Source organism: Paenibacillus sp. NPDC056579, from assembly GCF_042793215.1.
Lineage (GTDB): Bacteria > Bacillota > Bacilli > Paenibacillales > NBRC-103111 > Paenibacillus_S.
Map to the genome: position 1 here is coordinate 210,531 of NZ_JBHTVD010000004.1, position 19,814 is coordinate 230,344.

A 19,814-nucleotide genomic window follows, 5' to 3' on the forward strand; every position below is an offset into this window, starting at 1 on the left:
CCGAAAACAGTGCCGCTTCTCCCCGGCGCAGGGGATCCATGTATTCCAGATGGCCGCTTCACCTGATGTTCCTGCCGGGAGCGATTCTGCTCCTGGTTTACCATTATTGGCCGTTCGTCGGATTTATCATCGCGTTTCAAGACTTTATTCCGGCCAAGGGGATGTTTCATTCCAAATGGGTTGGGCTGGATAATTTCAGCTACCTGTTATCGCTGCCGAACTTTTACCAAGTCATCTGGAACACGATATATATTTCGGTGATGAAAGTCATTGCGGGCCAATTGTTTCCTATTGTTATCGCGATCATGCTCAATGAGGTGCGAATCCGTTTTATTAAACGAAGTGTGCAGACACTCATCTATTTGCCGCATTTTATGTCTTGGGTCATACTCGGGGGGATTATGATCGATGTCCTCTCGCCGACCAAGGGTATTGTTAACCAGTTTCTAACAATGCTCGGGCTGGAGCCGGTTTATTTCCTGGGCGAGCCGAAGCTGTTCCCTTACGTCCTCGTAGGTTCAGATCTGTGGAAAGATTTCGGCTTCAGCACCATCGTCTATTTGGCCGCGCTGACCAGTATCAATCCCAATCTGTACGAAGCAGCCGTAATGGACGGTGCAGGCCGATGGAAGCAAACTTGGCACATTACGCTGCCCGGCATGTCGCCGATTATCATTCTGATGGCTACGCTCAGTCTCGGGCAAATCCTTAACGCCGGCTTTGAGCAGGTATTCAATCTATACAGTCCGACGGTTTACGAAACAGGAGATATCATCGATACGATGGTATATCGCATTGGCCTGGTGCAAGCACAGTATGCACTGGCGACGGCGGTAGGGTTATTCAAATCGGTTGTTTCGCTTGTTCTCATTTCGGTTTCGTATTACCTTGCATACCGATTTGCGAATTACCGCATCTTTTAGAGAGGAGGGGCTTCCTTGGTAGAGGACCGGACCTGGCTGTCCCGATCGGCTAGCACAGCAATTTATGTAATATTAATAACGCTTTCATTACTCTGTATTTTACCGTTGATCCATATATGGGCGATTTCGTTCAGCTCCAACCAAGCCGCTTCCTCGGGCTTCGTCACTCTGTGGCCCGTCGATTTCACTATGGACGCTTATCGGTTCGTGCTTGATAAACCGGATTTCATCCGGTCTTTGGGAGTTACCGTCCAAAGGGTGCTGCTCGGAGTACCTATTAATTTGCTGCTTACCATCCTTATGGCGTATCCGCTGTCTAAGGACCCTCGGGTATTTCCGTGGCGGACGGCATATGTGTGGTTTGTCGTTTTCACGATGCTGTTCCATGGCGGGCTCATCCCGTTATATATGACGGTTAGAGAGACCGGCATAATGAACACGATTTGGGCTCTGATTTTACCTGGAGCGGTGCCGGTATTTAATGTCGTGCTGCTGCTGAATTTTTTCCGACAGCTGCCCAAAGAGCTGGAGGAGGCGGCATTTATGGACGGAGCGGGCCATTGGACTATGCTCATCCGGATTATGATCCCGCTATCGTTCCCGGCGTTGGCGACGATAACGTTATTTTCCACAGTGGGTCACTGGAACGCCTGGTTTGACGGCATGATTTTCATGAAGTCTCCGGAGCATTATCCATTACAGACATTTTTGCGGACGATCATTATTAAGCTCGACTTTACCGCGCTGGGCAATGAGGATGCGCTTAGGGAAGCGGAGACGATTTCGGAAAGAACGACCCGTGCGGCGCAAATTTTTCTCGGCTCGCTGCCGATTTTGCTCGTCTATCCGTTTTTGCAAAAATATTTTATGAAAGGAATCGTACTAGGCAGTGTCAAGGAATAGGGGCTGCCCGACGATAGGGTTGGGAAGGGGATAAGAGATGAGAGAGCTTGAGGAGACGAAGTGGAAAGCGCAGTGGATTTGGGGTGAAGGTGAGGAAAGTCCGAGGAATGCATGGTGGTGCTTCCGCAAAACCTTTACCTGCCCGGATCAGAATCCAGAAGGCCGGTTATCGATTACGGCCGATTCAAGATACGTACTGTATGTGAACGGGGTTCGAGTAGGCAGAGGCCCCGTGCGGAGCTGGCCTTTTGAGCTCGCTTATGATACTTATGACGTCGGCTATTTGATGAAGCCGGGGCAATTGAATACGATTGCCGTATTGGTGCAGCATTTCGGTGTGTCGACCTTCTATTATGTCCGAGGACGAGGGGGATTGTTGGCCCAGCTGGACTTCAAGGCAAAGGACGGTTCGTTGCAAACGGTAGGAACCGACGATTCATGGAAGGCATCGCGTCACCTAGGTCAAGATCCGAGAGCGCAGCGTATGTCCTGTCAGCATGCGTTCGCGGAACGAATCGATGCCGGGAGATGGGACGAATCGTGGGTTCAGCACGGTTATGAGGATTCGGAGTGGAAGGGGGCCAGAATCATCGGTCCTGCGGGTATGGCGCCATGGCACGATGTAATGCCGCGGGATATTCCGCCGCTAACGGAGGAGACCGTATATCCGAAACGGGTAGCGTCCTTAAGCCGAACCGTTCCTGTACCTTGGACGGCCTGCTTCGATCTGCGTAATCACATGTTCCCCGGCTGTGAGGACCATGCCAATGCTTATGTCTACGCCGGATTTATGGCGACAAGGATTGTGTTGTTCGGAGGGGCGGCGGCCCAAGCGGTACTTGGCTTCCCTTACGCGCCTCCGCTATGGAACGGTGTCATTATGAATGGCGTTCATTATCCTAAAGGAGCCTTTAGAAGCAATAAATCGGAAAAATATTTGGACGTGGAGCTTCAACCGGGCGACAATCTTCTAATCATTGAATTGGCGGGAAGTGACCACGGAAGAGGACTTTTTATGGCTATAGATTGCGATCAACCGTTTGCTCTCCGTTCTACAATCGATATTCTGAAGGATAATGAGTCTCCCTTTGTGTCCATAGGGCCATTTGAGGGTTACGAATATATAGATCATCAATATGATCAAACCGCCAAATCCAAGCAAAGACTGATTGAATTATGCGCCCGGGCCGACGGACACCTCCCGGATGATCTGACGACCTCGGATCGCAGGATCATTGAGGAGTTTCGGGCCGTCCGTCAGATTACGGATTGCAGTGAGCTTAGCCGCTTCAACTCCTTCTTGCGTCCGGTTGCATTGGATTACGTGAGCAGGGAATCCGTATTGGCTCTCGCGATGATGAAGAAACAATCCGAACCGATTGCGCTGCCCAAACAGCTGCAGAATGCCGTAATGGCGCATTCGATTCCTGCCGTGATCCCCGTCTACGATAAGGCGGATACCGAATTGATCATGGATTTCGGACGTCAAATAAGCGGTTATATTACGTTCGAGCTGGAGGCCGAAGAGGGGACGATTATCGACTTATACGGGTTTGAGCATATGCGGGACGGCTGGATCCAGCATACGTACTATCTGGAGAACTCGCTGCGTTATGTATGCCGTCAAGGCCGCCAGCAGTATACTTCACCGGTCAGACGAGGCTTTCGTTATCTCATGGTTACGGTTCGCGGGGCAACAACGCCTGTGAAGTTGTATAGCTTAAGAGCCGAGCTCAGTCATTTCCCTGTAGCGGAAATCGGACAATTTCAATGCTCGGATCCGCTGCTGAATGATATTTGGGAGATCAGCCGGCATACGACGAAGCTGTGTATGGAGGATACGTTTGTCGACTGTCCCGCATACGAGCAGACCTTCTGGGTGGGGGACAGCCGCAATGAGGCATTGATCGGCTACTATTTATTTGGAGCCGAGGAGCTGGTCAAGCGATGCCTGGAGCTCGTTCCCGGCTCCAAAAGCCAAACTCCTCTCTACGCAGACCAAGTTCCAAGCGGCTGGAGCAGCGTTATCCCGAATTGGACGTTCTTCTGGATTCAAGCCTGTCAAGAATATGTGGAGCGTACGGGTGATCTTATATTCGCCGAGACGATATGGCCCCATATCGAATATACGCTGGATCATTATTTGGTGCACCTGAATGAACAAGGGCTGCTATATATGAATGCGTGGAATTTCCTTGACTGGGCGCCGATGGATCAGCCGAGGGAAGGCATCGTGTCGCATCAAAATATGTTTCTCGTCAAGGCATTGCGCTATGCAGCCCAATTGGCGCATGACTTATGCAAAAAAGACGCGGAAAAAGCAGACTTATATACGAAATCAGCCGAGGCGCTTGCTGCGGCCATCCAAACCCATTTGTGGTCGGAGCAGGAAGGAGCTTATCTGGACTGCATTCACGCGGACGGCCGCCGCTCGTCCGTATTCAGTATGCAAACGCAGGTAGTCGCTTATTTATGCGGTTTAGCGGAAGGAGGACGCAAGGAGCGGCTGGAGCGGTATCTTCTTGAGCCGCCGGCTCACTTCGTTCCGATCGGAAGCCCCTTCATGTCGTTCTTTTATTATGAGGCGCTTGTGAATGCGGGCTTACATAAGCAAATGATCGACGATATAAGACAACAATATGGGACTATGGTTGAGTACGGGGCAACCGCCTGCTGGGAGATGTATCCGAAACGAACCGACGGCCGGATCATTCCGACAGAGCTTACGCGCAGCCATTGTCACGCCTGGTCTGCGGCGCCCGGCTATTTTTTGGGGGCCCATGTTCTTGGGGTCAAAGCTAAGCGTTCGGGCTGGAATCAAATTGCCGTTGAGCCGAAGGTTTGCGGCCTTTCATGGGCAAGGGGAAGCGTACCGCTGCCTCGGGAAGGAGCGGTTGACGTAGCTTGGAGGCTTGATGACAAAGGGAATATGCAGCTCCAAATATGGCTTCCTGAGCAAGTCGATGTGGAAGCCCGTCTGCCGGATGGGGTGCAGGGTACCGTCGAGATCTATCGGATTGGTTAACAAATTGAGCCGCAGCAAAATATCCATAGGAATACCCATGCCAATGTAAATTTCTCGTTAAGTCCGGGAGTGTCCTTTCCAAGGAAAAGGACATTCCTGTTTTTTGTCGAATCGCTATGGCATAAAGGAGGCGTTGGTGTTGCGGGCCAAGCTGTTGAGCATCTATCCGAAGCTGATATTCACCTTTTTGATTGTCATAGCGCCCATCTATATCATCAGTATGAAAATGAATGAATTCGGAGAGCAGACTGTCCGAAAAGAAGTCGAAAATTCCATGCAATCGCGCGTTCATTTCTATATAAGGCTGCTGGAGAATGAATTTAACCGCATCGTCCATATGCAAAAGGAATTCGTCAACGATAAGGATTTGCGGAAGCTGAGTACAGCCGCGTCGATCATTAGCGACATCGAGTTCCGGGAAGCCGTCTATTCTGTCAACACGAGAATGAAGGCGATGATGAATTCCAGCATCTACATAGCGGAAACTACCGCGTTCCTTCCTTCAGAGGACAGGATGATTTCCTCGCTCACCCTGTATGATAAGCTTCCAGCCGAGCAGTACGAGGGGCTGAAGGCGGCGAGCAAGGAGCTGAGCAATCCGTTTGTCTATTGGCGGGACCGACTGTTTATCAGCTTCCCTTATTCGGATTTGGCGCTGATTAACAAGGTCGATCCGATCTTTCTGTTGAGCGCCGAGCTATCTCAGCCAGAGCTCACCGAAGTGCTGAGCAGGCTAAAGATCGACGGGAGCGGCGGGGCCATGGTCATCGGAAAAGGGGGCGCTTGGACCGTATCCAGCGATCCGGACGCCGAGATGGCCGAATCCATTAAGCCGCTGATCGAGCTGACTCCGACCGAGTCTGCCGAAGGAAGCTTCCGTGTCGTCGAATTGAACCGTGAGCGCTACTGGATCTCTTACGAGTCGTCCCCGAGCTTGGGGATTACGCTGCTTATGTATATGCCGGAGGCCGAGATGCTCGGGTCCCAGCACCGGTACCGGGAATGGTTCTGGAAGCTTTCCGGCATTTCGCTGCTCGTCATCTTCGTATTCTCATACTGGATCTTCCGGCAAATTCATCAGCCGATGAGACAGCTCGTCCGCGCGTTTCAAAGCGTGGAGAGCGGCAATCTGTCCGTAAGCATCAAACAGGACCGCTCCGATGAGTTTCACTACTTATATAAGCAATTCAACGTTATGGTAAAACGTATCAATGAGTTAATTCATGAGGTCGTCGAGCAGAAGTACCGCGCGAACATATCGGAGCTTCGCCAGCTTCAATCGCAAATTAGCCCGCATTTTTTGTATAACAGTTTTTTTGTTCTGTCCCGCATGGCCAAATATGAGGAATATGACAACATTAACCGGCTTTCCGGCTATTTGGGCTCTTATTTCCGGTTTATTACGAAAACGCATATTGACGAGGTGATCCTTCTAGAGGAGGTCAATTATGCCCGAACCTATGTGCAGATCCAGAATTTCCGGTTTGAAGAAAGAATCCGCGCCGAGTTCGACGAGCTGCCTGCGCAGTTCGAGCATCTCCGAGTTCCCAGACTCATCCTGCAGCCCGTTGTGGAAAATGTATACGAGCACGGCATGCGCAATAAAGTAAGAGACGGCTTATTGAACGTGAGCTTCGGCTGCCGGGATGACCGCTGCTTGGTTATAACCGTTCAAGATAACGGGGAAGGGTTGAATGAAGAAGGCTTTGCCGACCTGAACCGGAAACTGGCGAAGCTAGGCGAGGACATGGAAACGACGGGCCTGGTTAACGTGCACCGCCGATTGAAGCTGCGGTTCGGCGGCCTGAGCGGGCTTCAGCTGACGAATGCTCCCGGCTGCGGACTGAAGGTGGAGCTGATCATTCCCATGGATTAAGGAGGTACGCCCATGTATCATATTCTAATCGTTGATGACGAACCCAGGATCGTCAATATGCTGTATGAGCAATTGCTGGACTGGCGTCTCGTCGAGCTGGAGGTGTATCGCGCTTATTCCGCGCCGGAAGCTCTGTCGATCATCGAGTCGACCAAGATCCATATCGTGCTCACGGATATTCATATGCCCGGCATCACCGGCTTGGAGCTGCAAGCAAAAATTAACAAGCTATGGCCCCGCTGCAAGGTGATCTTTTTGACAGGTTATAATGATTTTGACTATATTCAGCAAGCGATGCGCAACGGCGCGTTTGATTTTATTCTGAAAATTGAAGAGGATGACGCCATTATCGCTGCAGTGAATAAAGCATTAACCAGCTTGCAAAACGAGATGGTGCTGGAGCAATATATGTACCGTGCGGAGCAGCAGCTGCAAGCGGCAAGACCCATGCTCCAGAAGGAATATTTGTGGAGCCTGCTGCAAGGGGAGATGCCGCGAAGCCAAGTGACTTCGGAACGGTTCCAGGAGCTTTATTTTCCCCTTACCCGCCATGCCAAGGTCATGCTGGTCGCCGGACGCATCGATCAGTGGCCGGACGGCACACGCCCGACCGACAAATCGCTGCTGCATTATGCATTGGAAAATATCGCGGTCGAGTATCTGGATTCGACGAAGCATATGATTTGCTCTTTTCCTACATCCAACTTTGTATGGTTTATTCAACCGAAGAACAATAAGGGTGAAATCGGGGAGGCGGAGTGGAGAGCGTGCGTGACCTTCGTTCAGGGAACGATGTCGGATATCCAGTCGACCTATGAGAAGCTGATGAAGCTGCCGATTTCATTGTCAGTCAGCAGCGCTGCTGTAGATTGGCTGGACGTCCCCGTGCAGTATGTTAAGCTGCAGCAGTCGTTGTGGATGGGGCTCGGACCGGGGGATGGAATCATCGTGTCGGAGCAAGATTCGCAGTCCTTACATGGTGGCGGCGGCGCTCACGGAATGGGGAGGATCAAGCAGGAAGTCGTCCTCCATTTGAGAAAAGTGAAGCAGCTTCAAACCTGCTTGGAGAGCGGGGATAAGGAACCGTTTGCAGAATTGTACAAAGAGATAACCGAGCTCGCACATTCCTGCTTGGCAAATTCCGATTACCACCCTTATGTCATCGAGCTTCAGCATGCGCTAATTGCCGCCTATTTATCGCATATCAATCAATCGGAGCTGATGCAGACCCTGTCTGAGCGAATGAATATGGAGCCGCTGCTGGGCAAACGCTGCTTTCAATCGTGGGAAGAGGCGGAGACCTATTTCACCAAGCTTGCAGACCTGCTGTTTTCGGTGAAGGGACATGAGCAGCGTAATCGAACAGGCCGAATTCTCACATCGGTAAATCAGTACATCGAGCAGCATCTTGCGGACAATTTGTCCCTCGACGTGCTGGCCGATCTCGTAGCCTTGCATCCCGCTTATTTATCCCGGTTGTATAAACAATCGATGGGAATGCGTCTCTCGGATTACATCAAAACTGTTCGCTTAAATAAAGCTAAAGAGCTGCTCGTTCACACCCACCTAAAAATTCATGAGGTTGCCGTCCAGGTCGGCTTTGAAACGTCGTATTACTTTTCGAAGGTGTTCAAGAAAGAGATGCTGCTGACCCCGCAAGAGTACCGGGAGCGCCATGTCAATTAGACGGAAGCTACAGGTCGCGAAACTGCTTCTTGAACTCGGACGGAGTGAGTCCGGTTTCCTCCTTGAAGTGGCGGCAAAAATAATGCAGGCTTCGGTATCCCATTCTAAAAGCAGCCTGCTCGATCGTTTCTTCCTCCAGAAGAACCAGCTTCGCTCGTTTCATTCGCAGGCCGATGAGATAAGCTTTAGGTGTCATTCCCACTGCCTCCTTGAAGATTTCCGCAAAATAGTGCGGATGGTAACCGCATAGCTCCGCCAACGCACCGATCGTCCAATCCGCTTCAGGCTGTTGTTCCACAGCTTTGAGCGCCGGGGCGATTTTTTTATTTTCTTCGTTTAGTTCGGAGTGCATTATTTGCTGACGGACCCACACCGCAATGAGGCGTCCCATCAAGCCGCGCAGCGCCAATTCAAAGCCCGGCTCCTGAGCATCGAATTCCCGCTTGATTAGCTCGAGTATAGACTCGGCACCGGGAAAGCGGAAATAGTGGGGAATCGTGATCAAGCCGTGCGGAGGAACATGGACTTGGTAGGTGAGCGCAGGGCTCCCAAGGTCGTTGTGCGTGCTTTTGCGGATGCCCGCCAGCAGCTGCGGCTCGGACATCGGCGCCGGGGTCGGTGCGTTCCAGTCGAAGTGAAGGCTGTAAAAAGCGGCAGGATCCGATTCCGAAGCCACGATCTCCGACACACTGTCAGTTCCGTAGAAAAGACATTGCTCCGGTTGCAGTCTCCACTTTTGATCACCAACTACTGCAGTTGCTTCCCCTGAGAGCATATAGATCAAGTGGCAGTCGGATATCGTCCGGGGTCCCCATGATTGACCGGGCTTCGAACGGGTGATGCGTATGAAATGGACTGTCGGCTGAAGCAAAGACAGCTCACCCAAATGCATAAACGGTTTGCTCATTAATGGAACCCCCTCGTGGGATAACAGGCATTGAAATCTGTGAAAAGTGCAAATTGTGCCGTGGAAACTGTAACGATTTTGCAGCTGCCGGGGCTTATAATTCAATTATAAATCAACAACCAATATCAAGAAAAGGTGGGATTATCGAATGTTGACGTCAGAGCAGATCGAGCAGTTTCGCATCAACGGGTTCATCAAAGGCGATGTGGTATTAAGTGAAAATGAGGTAGAGGTGCTTCGCGAGGAGCTGGACGCTGTTATCGACGGAAAGTCCGTGAAAAAGCCGGCGCTTCAAAGAGATCTGCTCAATGACAAAAATCCGGATTATGGAATGAAAATGTCCACAACCGGTACGGTCATTCAAATTGTTAACATCTGGATGGCCAGCGACGCTTTTTACCGCCATGCCGCTAATTCCGTCATCTGCGAGGAAATCGCTCAGCTGTGCGACACCGACACCGTGCGCATCTGGCACGATCAGATCCAATACAAGCCGCCGGTTATCGGCGGGCCGACCCGATGGCACCAGGATCATCCGTTGTGGCCGATCATTCAGCCGCCGGATTTGGTAAGCGCCTGGGTAGCCTTGGACGATGCCACCATAGAGAACGGCTGCATGTGGATGGTGCCGGGCAGCCATCGTTGGGGCAACCACCAGCCTTATTTGGCCGCCGACGCCAATTTTATGCCGGTCCACCGGCGGCCTGAACTGCTTCCGCCCGATGCGGAGATCAACGCGGTACCTTTTGAAATAAAGAAAGGCCAGGTCGGCTATCATCATTCCATGACTTGGCATGGAAGTCCGCACAACCGATCCGAACGCAAGCGGCGTGCGATAGCCGTTCATTATATGCCCGGGTATACGCGATACGAACCGGTCGGCAATCATGTCATGAACAATTATATTGAAGTGGAACCGGGAGCTGTTCTGCAAGGTCCGCATTTTCCTGTAGTCTATCCGGCTTCGCAGGCTGAAGGCATGTAATAATGAATAAAGCCGCTCCTCGGAGCGGCTTTTCATTTTGAATAAATGGACAAATATATTAAATAAATGGCAGGAATGAACAAATTTATGGCAAGAATTTCATCTGAATTATCCATTACAATGAGAGGGCGGCCTTATCAGGTTTAGCGGCTGACAAGGCAAGGCAACCAATTCTTTGCTGCGGTTCATACTATTGTCTAGGAGGTTTAATGATGTTGTCGAAACCAATCAAGAAGCGAGTTTTGCTTACAGCGATGTGTTCGCTCGGAATGCTGATGCTTTCCGCCCAACCGGTTACTACGGGATCCAACGTTTTCGCAGCCGAAGCACCGAAGATCGTCAAGGCAGAAGCTATCGCGCCGACGAAAGTAAAAGTGACTTTAAACGGCAAGCTGAGCAGCTTTAATCCAGCCGATCTAGAGCTGCAGGCGGCTATGGGAGACTGGTACACTTTAAATCCGAGTTTTACGAAAGCGTTTACAGTTGTGAATGCGTCGGAGGAGACGGATGCACAGGGAAGAACAACAGTTGTTCTGGAAACCCAAGAAGCCATGAATCCGGACGCTACCATCACGAGACCGGTGAAGGAGAATCCGAAAAGCGTGCCATTTCAGAAGGCAGCCTATTACTCGGGTGACGCAGCCAAAGATATTCAGCAGGCGGATTTCCTGCTTACGTGGCAAACGGCGGAAGGCGGCTGGTACAAGTACGGTATGAACGATAAATACGGACGTGCTTGGGACGGTCAGGAAGCCAAGTCCGATTGGCGGACCAAAGAAGGCAAGGATATCGGCACTATCGACAATAATGCCACTACGAATGAAATTCTGTTCCTCTCCGTCATGTATAAGCAGACAGGCGATGCCCGCTATAAGGAAGCTGTGAACAGAGGGCTGGAGTTTCTTCTGACGATGCAATATCCGAGCGGAGGCTGGCCGCAAGTGTATCCGGCGCGTGGCAATTACTCCGATTATGTCACATATAACGATAATGCGATGATGCGTGTAATGAATGTCCTTACGATGGCGAAGAAACGGGATTATCCGTTTAACAGCGACATTGTAGCGAATGAGTCGGTGAGCAAGCTGCAGGAAAGTTTGGACCGCGGATTGGATTATATTCTGAAATCACAGATTTCGGCAAATGGCGTGCTCACTGCATGGTGCGCACAGCATGATCCGGTCACCTACGAGCCGCGGGAGGCGCGAGCTTACGAGCATCCGTCGATTTCCGGGTCCGAATCGGTGGAGATCGTCAAGTATTTGATGGCGCAGCCTAATCAAACTCCGGAAGTGAGCGCAGCCATCCAGAGCGCTTTACAATGGTTTGACGCTAATAAGCTTAGCGGGATCAAGTATGTTTCCGGCGATAAGAACAATGTGTATTTCGTTCCGGACCCCGCGAGCACCTCATGGTACCGCTTTTATGAAATTGGAACGAACCTGCCTATTTTCTCTGGACGGGACGGTATCATCAAGCATAATATTTTGGAGATCGAGGCTGAGCGCCGTAACGGCTATAGCTGGGGAGGCTCCTGGCCGCTGAATTTGCTGAAGACGGCAAATACTATCGGCTATTTTGAGAATCGTGTCTATGTGAAGGTTGTAGGTAACGGCTCGCAAACAGCCGATGGTCAATCGCTGAATGTCGGAGATATGAAGAGAGTCGAAGATGCAATGGCACCGGAGATTTCGCTTCAGCCGATCGGCAAAAAGACAGGCAATCACTATAATATTGACATAACGCCTTGGATACTTGGCGGGACGGTAAACGAGAAGGCGGAGGTACGCGTCAATAGTATCCGTGCGCAAGTGGATGACAAACGGGTCTTTACGTCTGCGCCGATCCAGCTTCATCCGGGGATGAACGACATTACGATTACGGCGGTTGATGCTGCCGGGAACGCTGCGGTTCCGGTCACATTGCAGGCCGTGCCGACTAAAGGTACAGCGAATCCGTAAAAAATAAATTGGTTCGATAAAAGCTGTCGGCAACCGGCAGCTTTTTTTGCGGCTACAGCTAGGAAAGATAGGATTTGTACAAACACATCATGCTTGGTATGAAGTGACTCCAGCAGGGAACCTTAGTACATGAGGAAACAAATGACATCGCAACTTTTACCAAGAAAGGACAGTTCAGAATGATTCATAGCATGTGGAGACGAAGCTTGGCATTCACCGTAATCTTGACATTGCTGCTTCCTTATTCGTCCTCCGCGGAGCCTGCCGCGTCGATTCAGAAGTTTTATCAAATCCCCAAATCAGGCAAGCTGATCGATTTCGTCGGCGACAGCACAACCGAAGCGGCGGATGGATTCTATGATCAGCTGGCCACCATCTATGGAGCGCCTGGAGGCCTTTTGGAAGGGGCGCATATCCGCAATCGAGGCTCCAGCGGCAACACGCTGCATCATTTTGTGAACCAAATCGCTTCTCACGGCAACACGCTTGATCGCGTGATTCAAGACCAGGCTGACTTGTATATCGTATCCTATGGGATTAACGACATTAGGGAAAGCAGTCCCGAGCTTATCCAAGCTGATCTGAAGCTCGCCGTGGACAGGCTCTTGAAGGAAACTCGCGGCGTGGTACTGCTTCGAATACCGAATCCGTTCCTGTCCGTGAATCGGTGGAGCTATATCCAGCTGGATAAAATAGAAGAAAAGGCCCAGATATATTCCGATCAGCTGTGGGAGGTGTATCAAAGCTTTCGGAACTATGATCCGAGAGTGGATGTTCTTGATATCCCGAGCCTTGTATTCGGACGTCAGGTACGGCCGGAGCATCCGTTCATGCAGGATACCATCCATCCGAATGAGGCAGGGTACCGCGCTATTGCTGACGTGGTTGCCAGGAAAATATCCGGTCAGCGTGTCGAAACAAATCCGGAGGCTGTAAAATCAAGCAGTGAGAAGAGTGGTCAGCCGCAGCGGCGGGATTAGCTTGGTGCCCGCTTCATACTTATTATAGGCAGCCGTTAAGGAGGCTGCCTATTTTTTCTGCCTGCAGTGAGGGATTACCCACCTTTGAATCTGCAGATGGAAAAGTAGCAATCCATTAATTGAGCTGATAGAATGGGAAAATATAGAAATTATGCTTTTCTTTTGATGAGTAAGAACGGAGAAGATGGGTATGAAGACATATGGAATGGCTGTATTGGCGACGCCTCCAAGATAGAATCGTTCAGTTCTGCGGATATCTCCCTGACCCCAATCGTCCGTGCTTTTAGAAGATAATTCATACGGCACCTTAAACCATCATGGTTCAAGATGCCGCACAATTAATTATTCACCATAAGCTGTCGGTTCCAGTCTAAAAGCTAGTCCCTGCCAGTGAAAGTCTCCGCGTTCTGCTTTTAGGCGGTTTTCCTCTGCAACTTTCCGGTAAAGCTGCAGAGCAGCGCGATCGTCCAAATGTCCGGTATCCTGGTCCAGATGCTCGGTCAAAAGCTGCCGGCGGAATTTGCGCACCGCTCCCTCATCCCATATCGCCGCGTTCATTTCCGAGTGGCCGAAGAACGAGTTCGAATGCAGGTTGCACGAGCCGATAGTCATCCACACGTCGTCTATCAGCATAACTTTGGCATGAACGTAAATGCTGCTTCGTCCGCCTTGGCCGTCCGGACCGGCAATTCCTGCCAAAGTAAAGTTCTCATAGCGGCCGAGCGCCTCTATAGGCTCGAAGAAACTTTTGCGTTCCGGATTCCTGCGCGCTGCACGAACATGCTCCTCGGGATCGGCAGGAACAAGCAGAACCATGTCGACGCCTCGCTTCAGAGCTTCTTCCAGCCTGGCAGCGATCTCCGGAATGGGAAGCGCCTGGTTCTCGATATAGATGGTGCTGCGAGCGGCATCAATCGCCTTCAGATACTGCTCAGAAACCGAATGCTCGCCTTCAGCAAGTGGATACGGGTCCCCTCCGGGAGCAGGATGACTGCTGTGATATCGACCCGCATTAATATTCCGCTGTATTTGTACCGGCGTGCTTCCTCGAGGAGCGGATAGTAGAGTTGGAAAGGGCAGCTCATCCTCGCCGGTATGGCCCCAGACCCCATCGGCTTCATGTCTCTCGCTGGCTTCGTTCCATCTTTGGACGAAGTTATGATGAACATCGGTCGCGGACGGTCCCGTAACTTCGACATAAATGTCGTGGCGTTGATTTTCTCCAATATGACCGGGCTCGAAGGTCTTGAAGGTCGGATTAATTCCTCCGACAAAGGCCGTCTCGGATGGAAAGCCTGCATCGATAAGCCAAATTTTTTGATGCTGACAATAGTAACCGTGTGCTCGATCCCAACGAGCGCGAAAACGCGATCCCCGTGACGCCAGCATTTCCCGGTCTGCCTTAGTGCCTGCAAAGGCTTGTCCGTAACCGCTGCTCTCGGGGTTAGGACGCCAGGAGAGAAGCCGGACGTCCAGTCCGCGCGCTGCCGCTCGATCCAGCACATCCAGTATGGTACCACGGCCATCAGGCATCTGGAAATCCGGCGTCATGAAAGTAACCGAGAGCCAGACACGTTGCTGCGCATTTTCTATAGCCTCACAGATGCGTCTAAAGGTAGGAGCGCTGTCTACAAGCGGATGGACGGCATTCCCGTATCGCACGGGGTAGGATCGGGATTCAAGATAGGGGATATGCGACTGTAAAGTAAGCATGAGGGATCCTCCTTAGCTAAACAAGATAAGGTCATAGTATCATAGCCTTGGCTGGAAAAAGGTTAATATTTTGTAATGCTTGCAGCACAAAAAGCTGACGCCGTTAGTAACGGACGACAGCTTACTGAGCCTGACCAAGAGCAGCGGATCAGCTCTAAACAAAAGTTTTTTACCTGCTGCGATCTTTCTTTTTGATGCTGACTTCACCGACAAACGTTGAGCCCAACAACAAGGCAGCGCCGATCAATTGCAGTATTGACATCTTTTCACCCAAAACTATGGCTGAAATAAACAATGAAGTTAGCGGATCGATATAGCTTAAGATGGCAATGCTTTGCCCTTTGAGTCCGCTCATTCCTGAAAAAAACAGGTAGAATCCTATTCCCCCGTGAAGAATCCCCAAAAGCAGCATCAAAAGTACAGAATCTCCATCCAACTGAAATAACGTAAAGCCTCCTGTATAAATAACATAAGGCAATAGCAGGACAAGTGATAATACTAGCTGGATCAAAGTGTTCTCCAACCCATGCAAGTTGCGGATAAATTTGTTAACTAGGGTTAGGACGGCGTAAAAGACCGCAGCAATCAGTCCATAAAAGATACCGAGCAGGTGATGTTCAGCTTTTTCCATTCCGCCGTTTGGCAAAATGAGATACAAACCGAACAGAGCGGCTGCGACACAACTCACTTTTTGGAATGAAAGCTTTTCTTTCAGTACAAGAGGCGACAGCATGATGACCACAACAGGAGCAAAATAATAGCTTAACGCAGCATTGGCTATGGTCGTTTCCTTGTAGGATTGAAAAAGAAAGATCCAGTTGCCGCATAATGCGAAGCTTGCCAAGAAGAGAGCAATGCTATTGGATTTAATCCTATTCCAAGAGAATGTATGCTTCGTGCAGATGCTGATGATGAGCAATAGCAAGCCGCCGATAAGACTCATGAATAAAGCTATTTCACTTGAAGCCATATCAATAAACTTGGCAAACACTCCGACTGCACCGAAGATGATCATCGACAATATGAAATACAATTTTTCTTTCATTGGGTTATTCCCGCCTTCTACTTATATGATGTGCTGGCAATGAGATGTTCTCGGCCGCTTGCATGCATACAGTAGAATCTACGGAAAGGACTAGCAAATTGCAGTAAGTACCTTGACAGCAGATTCTACTGTTAAGGCATTACTGGAGGAGCTATAAAGTTAACCATGGTTACCCTCCTAGAAATAAAGTAGGCAAAATGGACTTGGATGTACAAGTTGCAATACATTCTATTATATCCGATAGTATCAACAACTTCTAAATAGATTTTGTACTTACTATAATATTCCAACCATGCCCATGGTATTGCATTGCATACCCAGCCTAGTCCAATTGGTTGCTTTGACCTAGGTACAAGGGATTATGGAAGCAGATGGAAGAATCTTTTAAAATAAAGATATTGAAACGTGTGGGAGGTTAACAGTGAATTGGAATGAACATCAGAGAATCCAACTGGAGAGCTTAATTGTGGAGCACGGATTCGCCCATGCCTCCCGATATATCATCGAGAATACCCGGTCCACCATCCGGTTAACGAAAGCTGGCGCTGCAGACTATGTTAGCTCTTGCGAGTCCAGAGTCGGTGGAGACCCTGATTTACCGAGCCAAGTGAAGTGGCCGATGACAAGCGACGGCATCCCTATGACATTTCTTGCTCAACTCCATTTGAGAGAAGTAACCGATTATGACGAATCATCGCCGCTTCCGGCTAACGGAATGCTCTATTTTTTTGTAGGAATAGACGAGCCGGCTTACAATATCGAACACCGTGTGTTAGTTGTGCCTGAGGATCAGCTCGGTTCTGCCGAGCGGCGGATTTCACCGGAAGTGACGGCCTTGGAGGGTTCGTATAACGGATTCAGGGTTATCGCCAGTCCTTCACTTGAACCGCCTAACTATGCTTATGTCGATTATGAACAGATCGAGAATGAGACGGTGGGCTACGAAGAGTACGAGGATTTGAGCTTTGCAATCAGCGGAGCCGGAAAAGGTGAGGTTGCCCGATTATTCGGTTATCCTATGGGTCAACATGACGATAGTGAATACGAGGCGGCCCTGATGCTATTGACAGGCGCCAACTACAGCTATAGCAAAACCGAGGCGCTGAAACATCTCACAGCTCATTTTGCCGGAGATGAGACTAAAGCCAAACAAGAAATTCAAGATACACTGATGCTTCTGGAGCTGGAATCGGATCAGGAGATAGGGTTTTGCTGGTGGGATGCCGGGGTACTACAATTTTTCATTCGCAAGGAGGATTTGCTGGCAGGACGGTTTGACCGCACATATTGCTCGCTTTACTCAAGCTGAGCGTGAGCAGGCGGATTAGGATAAGAGCAGATGAGGAGCTTGGAGAGACATGGAGGAATTGCTTCAGGAAGAAAAAGATTTCGGCTTTGCAAGAGTGTATGCCGTCGAATTGAAATATAGGCAGCAGCCGCAGCTCGATCGGAATGCCTTGTATCAAAAGATGGAGCTGTACACAGGGAAACTAGGGAAGCAGGAAGAGCGGCAAGTTGATGAAGCGGGACTTGCGGTATGGGAGTCCAATGACGCGGATCAGGATAATCTGCTGCACTTCTTTCATTTGAATTATATGGTAACCTATGCGGAAGGAGAAATGCCCGCACAAACCAGCTTAATGAACATCGAGCATCGTCAGGCTAGTGAGTATGGTACGGCAATTCAGCAAGCCTGGCATTGGCAGGAAGCGGAGGAGACATTGAATGAGTGCGGCCATTCGCTGCTGTTAGTCGACATGATGGCTTCAGGGCTTGAGCCGCAATCCAGATTGCAGTTGTTCACCGGCGCGCTTCGGGCGGTTCTGGAGGCAGCTCCGTGCGATGCAATCTATTTTCGGGAGAGCGATAAGCTGGTCGAGCCTAAAGAGTATTTGGCTCAAATCGATGAAGGGGCTATCCTGTATGGTGCCATGAACGTCCGTTTCTATAATGTCGAAGGAACGGGAAGCGGCCGGCGGGAAGGCTTAATGGATTCCATCGGGCTCGCGGCACTCGGCATACCGGACGTCCAGTGTCATTTCTATGATCTTGAGCCTAACGAGATGGCCGGACCATTAACGGATATCGCTTACTATTTGTTCCGACAAGGGGATGTGATCGCTGATGGCGAGACCGTCGGATTTACAGAAGATATGCGTTGGCGCTGCGAGCATCAATACGCATTGGCGGCTCCGCGCCGCGTTGTGATCGATATCGATCCGGGTGAGTCTAATTACGCGGGAAAACAAGGATAAGAAGTATAGGCAGGATGCTATATAAAAGGAACAACGGATGATTCCGCTGTTCCTTTTTTGTGCTGCATGAGCCTTATCTCAGCTTTAGTATGTAGTTATCCAGATCGGCGGTTAGAGAGTTGGGGCTGTAAGGAAGCTGCCGAAGGACAAGATGCGCGTTATAGACGGCTTTCTTATCGGCTTGATGCAGCGTCATGATGTACGGCTGATTGTCCGATAACGGATATAGATCTGCTGCTAGCAAACGGATACGCTGCATTCTTTCGGCGATGGCTTGGATGATACTAGGATCATGAATAACGAGTGGCTTTCCTTCTTTAAATTCCAAATCTATTGTATCGATGCGGGCTAAGTCAACATCCAGTATGGTGCCCAAGGGGATCCCTTCTTCGCCAGGCTTTGCTTCATCAACAATAGCGATCTCGTAACCGGTTGTCTGTCCTGGATAAGTTAACAATGCAAACTTCGCAGTCCAAACTTCTACGGTCTGACCCGTCTTAAGATCATGCAAGCCGAGCTGCGAATCATGCCCGGTTCTGTGGACGCTCGTATCGGCGACAAGCCGAATCCAGCTAGCCTTAGGAGAAGAATTTTCTAATCCGGTCCTTTTATCGTAATTAACTACCAGCACACGGTTTCCCGCTGCATCAATCGAGACAATGTTTCCTCTTAGATCCGCCTTGTCAGCAATGGCATACGTTGTAATTGAAAGGGGGAAAGAGTCCCCGAGCTCTTTGAATATTTCGTTCTTCAGCGCTTCCGTTTCTTGATCGTTCAATTCCTCGCGGTGCCGGTAAAGCTTGCGTACTTCAAGTCGGGCGATCCCGTTTTCGGTATGAAATGAAACGGGCTCCAATGAGGCCCTGGCAAGTATAGGCTCAAGATCACGTATGCTGGAACTGAGTTTGTTCTGAAGAATCGAAGCTGAGGAAGTAAAAGCCGCAACGGCATTCTTACTCTCGTAATGCTCAGCTGCTAGAGTCGGGGAAATCCATTTGTCCCCCAGGTAGGTTTGTATGCGGTACCACGTTCGGCAATGATTTGTAGCTGCTTGGGCGGGATCCGATTGTACCTTATTGCAAGTAAAAAGCTGGCCGATAGCCGTTACTCTCTGTGGAGAGAGCTTTCCTCCGTTGGTTTGATCCTCTGCCGGGAAATTGTAAAGGTCTTCTATCTCGTTAAAAGTAACTTCAAATAAGACGGGATGATACTCCTGTTTTACGACGGAAGGCCCGTTTCGTATCCATTTGTAGCCTTGCCAGGTTTTTACGAGATACCACTCCTTATCGGAGGGATTCATTGAGAGCAACTGCCCCTCGCTTGGTGTAACTACTTGAACGGATTGAAACGCCGATATAACGGAAGCAGGCTTGTTGTCTTCGGTCTTTTCATCATAAAAAGGAGTATCGGCCAGCAAGGTCAGCTTGCCTTGCTGTTCGCTCCAACTCCCGTCTGCTTGTGCTTCTGTATTGTAAACAATGGACATGATCAAAACAGCAATAAACGTTGTCATCATAATCCAATAGGGCTGCATGAATGCATTAGATTTTGGCAA

14 protein-coding genes are annotated in these 19,814 nt (G+C 50.1%); 10 read left to right on the forward strand and 4 right to left on the reverse strand.

Translation table 11 applies throughout. The features are described 5' to 3' along the window. Window positions 1-38 precede the first annotated feature (38 nt). From ACFQ88_RS17930 to ACFQ88_RS17950, 5 genes are all read left to right on the forward strand, one after another. Window positions 39-923 carry an ABC transporter permease gene (locus ACFQ88_RS17930; RefSeq protein ID WP_379455860.1) on the forward strand — a complete coding sequence of 295 codons (885 nt, stop codon included), beginning with the start codon at window positions 39-41 and terminating at the stop codon, window positions 921-923. Window positions 924-938: 15 nt separating this feature from the next. After that, on the forward strand, window positions 939-1,826 hold the full coding sequence (locus tag ACFQ88_RS17935; RefSeq protein WP_379455036.1) for a carbohydrate ABC transporter permease: 888 nt from the start codon (window positions 939-941) through the stop codon (window positions 1,824-1,826). Window positions 1,827-1,863: 37 nt separating this feature from the next. After that, the gene (locus ACFQ88_RS17940) at window positions 1,864-4,851 is read left to right on the forward strand and encodes a family 78 glycoside hydrolase catalytic domain (protein WP_379455037.1); all 2,988 of its coding nucleotides are present in this window, start codon (window positions 1,864-1,866) and stop codon (window positions 4,849-4,851) included. Window positions 4,852-4,990: 139 nt separating this feature from the next. Next, complete coding sequence (locus ACFQ88_RS17945) at window positions 4,991-6,727, forward strand: sensor histidine kinase (protein ID WP_379455038.1); 1,737 nt, start codon at window positions 4,991-4,993, stop codon at window positions 6,725-6,727. Between the two features lie 12 nt (window positions 6,728-6,739). After that, entirely contained in the window at window positions 6,740-8,413 is a 1,674-nt protein-coding gene (locus ACFQ88_RS17950) for a response regulator transcription factor (protein WP_379455039.1), read from the forward strand. A 7-nt stretch (window positions 8,414-8,420) separates the two neighbouring features. Here the strand turns inward: ACFQ88_RS17950 and ACFQ88_RS17955 are convergent, their stop codons facing one another. Continuing rightward, window positions 8,421-9,320 (reverse strand): AraC family transcriptional regulator, encoded by a 900-nt coding sequence (locus ACFQ88_RS17955; protein WP_379455040.1) that lies wholly within the window; start codon window positions 9,318-9,320, stop codon window positions 8,421-8,423. A 148-nt stretch (window positions 9,321-9,468) separates the two neighbouring features. On the opposite strand from ACFQ88_RS17955, the gene ACFQ88_RS17960 reads away from it, so the two are divergent. The 3 genes from ACFQ88_RS17960 (at window position 9,469) to ACFQ88_RS17970 (ending at window position 13,246) form a co-directional block, all read left to right on the forward strand. Next, window positions 9,469-10,305 carry a phytanoyl-CoA dioxygenase family protein gene (locus tag ACFQ88_RS17960; RefSeq protein ID WP_239625870.1) on the forward strand — a complete coding sequence of 279 codons (837 nt, stop codon included), beginning with the start codon at window positions 9,469-9,471 and terminating at the stop codon, window positions 10,303-10,305. Window positions 10,306-10,517: 212 nt separating this feature from the next. Continuing rightward, window positions 10,518-12,266, forward strand: a complete 1,749-nt coding sequence (gene pelA, locus ACFQ88_RS17965; protein WP_379455041.1) for a pectate lyase — start codon at window positions 10,518-10,520, stop codon at window positions 12,264-12,266. A 206-nt stretch (window positions 12,267-12,472) separates the two neighbouring features. Next, window positions 12,473-13,246: an SGNH/GDSL hydrolase family protein gene (locus tag ACFQ88_RS17970; protein WP_379455042.1), complete on the forward strand. Its 774-nt coding sequence runs from the start codon at window positions 12,473-12,475 to the stop codon at window positions 13,244-13,246. Between the two features lie 342 nt (window positions 13,247-13,588). On the opposite strand, the gene ACFQ88_RS17975 is transcribed toward ACFQ88_RS17970, so the two are convergent. Further along, window positions 13,589-14,959 carry a phospholipase D-like domain-containing protein gene (locus ACFQ88_RS17975; RefSeq protein ID WP_379455043.1) on the reverse strand — a complete coding sequence of 457 codons (1,371 nt, stop codon included), beginning with the start codon at window positions 14,957-14,959 and terminating at the stop codon, window positions 13,589-13,591. Between the two features lie 169 nt (window positions 14,960-15,128). Further along, window positions 15,129-16,004, reverse strand: coding sequence for a DMT family transporter (locus tag ACFQ88_RS17980; protein WP_379455044.1), 876 nt, complete (start codon window positions 16,002-16,004; stop codon window positions 15,129-15,131). 421 nt (window positions 16,005-16,425) lie between these two features. Here ACFQ88_RS17980 and ACFQ88_RS17985 point away from each other — a divergent pair, with 421 nt between their 5' ends. Both ACFQ88_RS17985 and ACFQ88_RS17990 read left to right on the forward strand, forming a co-directional pair. Beyond that, a complete protein-coding gene (locus ACFQ88_RS17985; protein ID WP_379455045.1) occupies window positions 16,426-17,313 on the forward strand; it encodes a YwqG family protein in 888 nt (295 codons plus the stop codon). Between the two features lie 49 nt (window positions 17,314-17,362). Continuing rightward, the gene (locus ACFQ88_RS17990; protein WP_379455046.1) at window positions 17,363-18,259 is read left to right on the forward strand and encodes a DUF4261 domain-containing protein; all 897 of its coding nucleotides are present in this window, start codon (window positions 17,363-17,365) and stop codon (window positions 18,257-18,259) included. A 73-nt stretch (window positions 18,260-18,332) separates the two neighbouring features. On the opposite strand, the gene ACFQ88_RS17995 is transcribed toward ACFQ88_RS17990, so the two are convergent. Next, window positions 18,333-19,814, reverse strand: a complete 1,482-nt coding sequence (locus ACFQ88_RS17995) for a hypothetical protein (protein ID WP_379455047.1) — start codon at window positions 19,812-19,814, stop codon at window positions 18,333-18,335.

Bases quoted from the DNA above. Each gene is read 5' to 3' on its own strand.
- ACFQ88_RS17930 (WP_379455860.1), top strand. From the start codon at position 39: ATGTATTCCAGATGGCCGCTTCACCTGATGTTCCTGCCGGGAGCGATT.
- ACFQ88_RS17940 (WP_379455037.1), top strand. From the start codon at position 1,864: ATGAGAGAGCTTGAGGAGACGAAGTGGAAAGCGCAGTGGATTTGGGGT.
- ACFQ88_RS17950 (WP_379455039.1), top strand. From the start codon at position 6,740: ATGTATCATATTCTAATCGTTGATGACGAACCCAGGATCGTCAATATG.
- ACFQ88_RS17955 (WP_379455040.1), bottom strand. From the start codon at position 9,320: ATGAGCAAACCGTTTATGCATTTGGGTGAGCTGTCTTTGCTTCAGCCG.
- ACFQ88_RS17960 (WP_239625870.1), top strand. From the start codon at position 9,469: ATGTTGACGTCAGAGCAGATCGAGCAGTTTCGCATCAACGGGTTCATC.
- pelA (WP_379455041.1), top strand. From the start codon at position 10,518: ATGTTGTCGAAACCAATCAAGAAGCGAGTTTTGCTTACAGCGATGTGT.
- ACFQ88_RS17975 (WP_379455043.1), bottom strand. From the start codon at position 14,959: ATGCTTACTTTACAGTCGCATATCCCCTATCTTGAATCCCGATCCTAC.
- ACFQ88_RS17980 (WP_379455044.1), bottom strand. From the start codon at position 16,004: ATGAAAGAAAAATTGTATTTCATATTGTCGATGATCATCTTCGGTGCA.
- ACFQ88_RS17990 (WP_379455046.1), top strand. From the start codon at position 17,363: ATGGAGGAATTGCTTCAGGAAGAAAAAGATTTCGGCTTTGCAAGAGTG.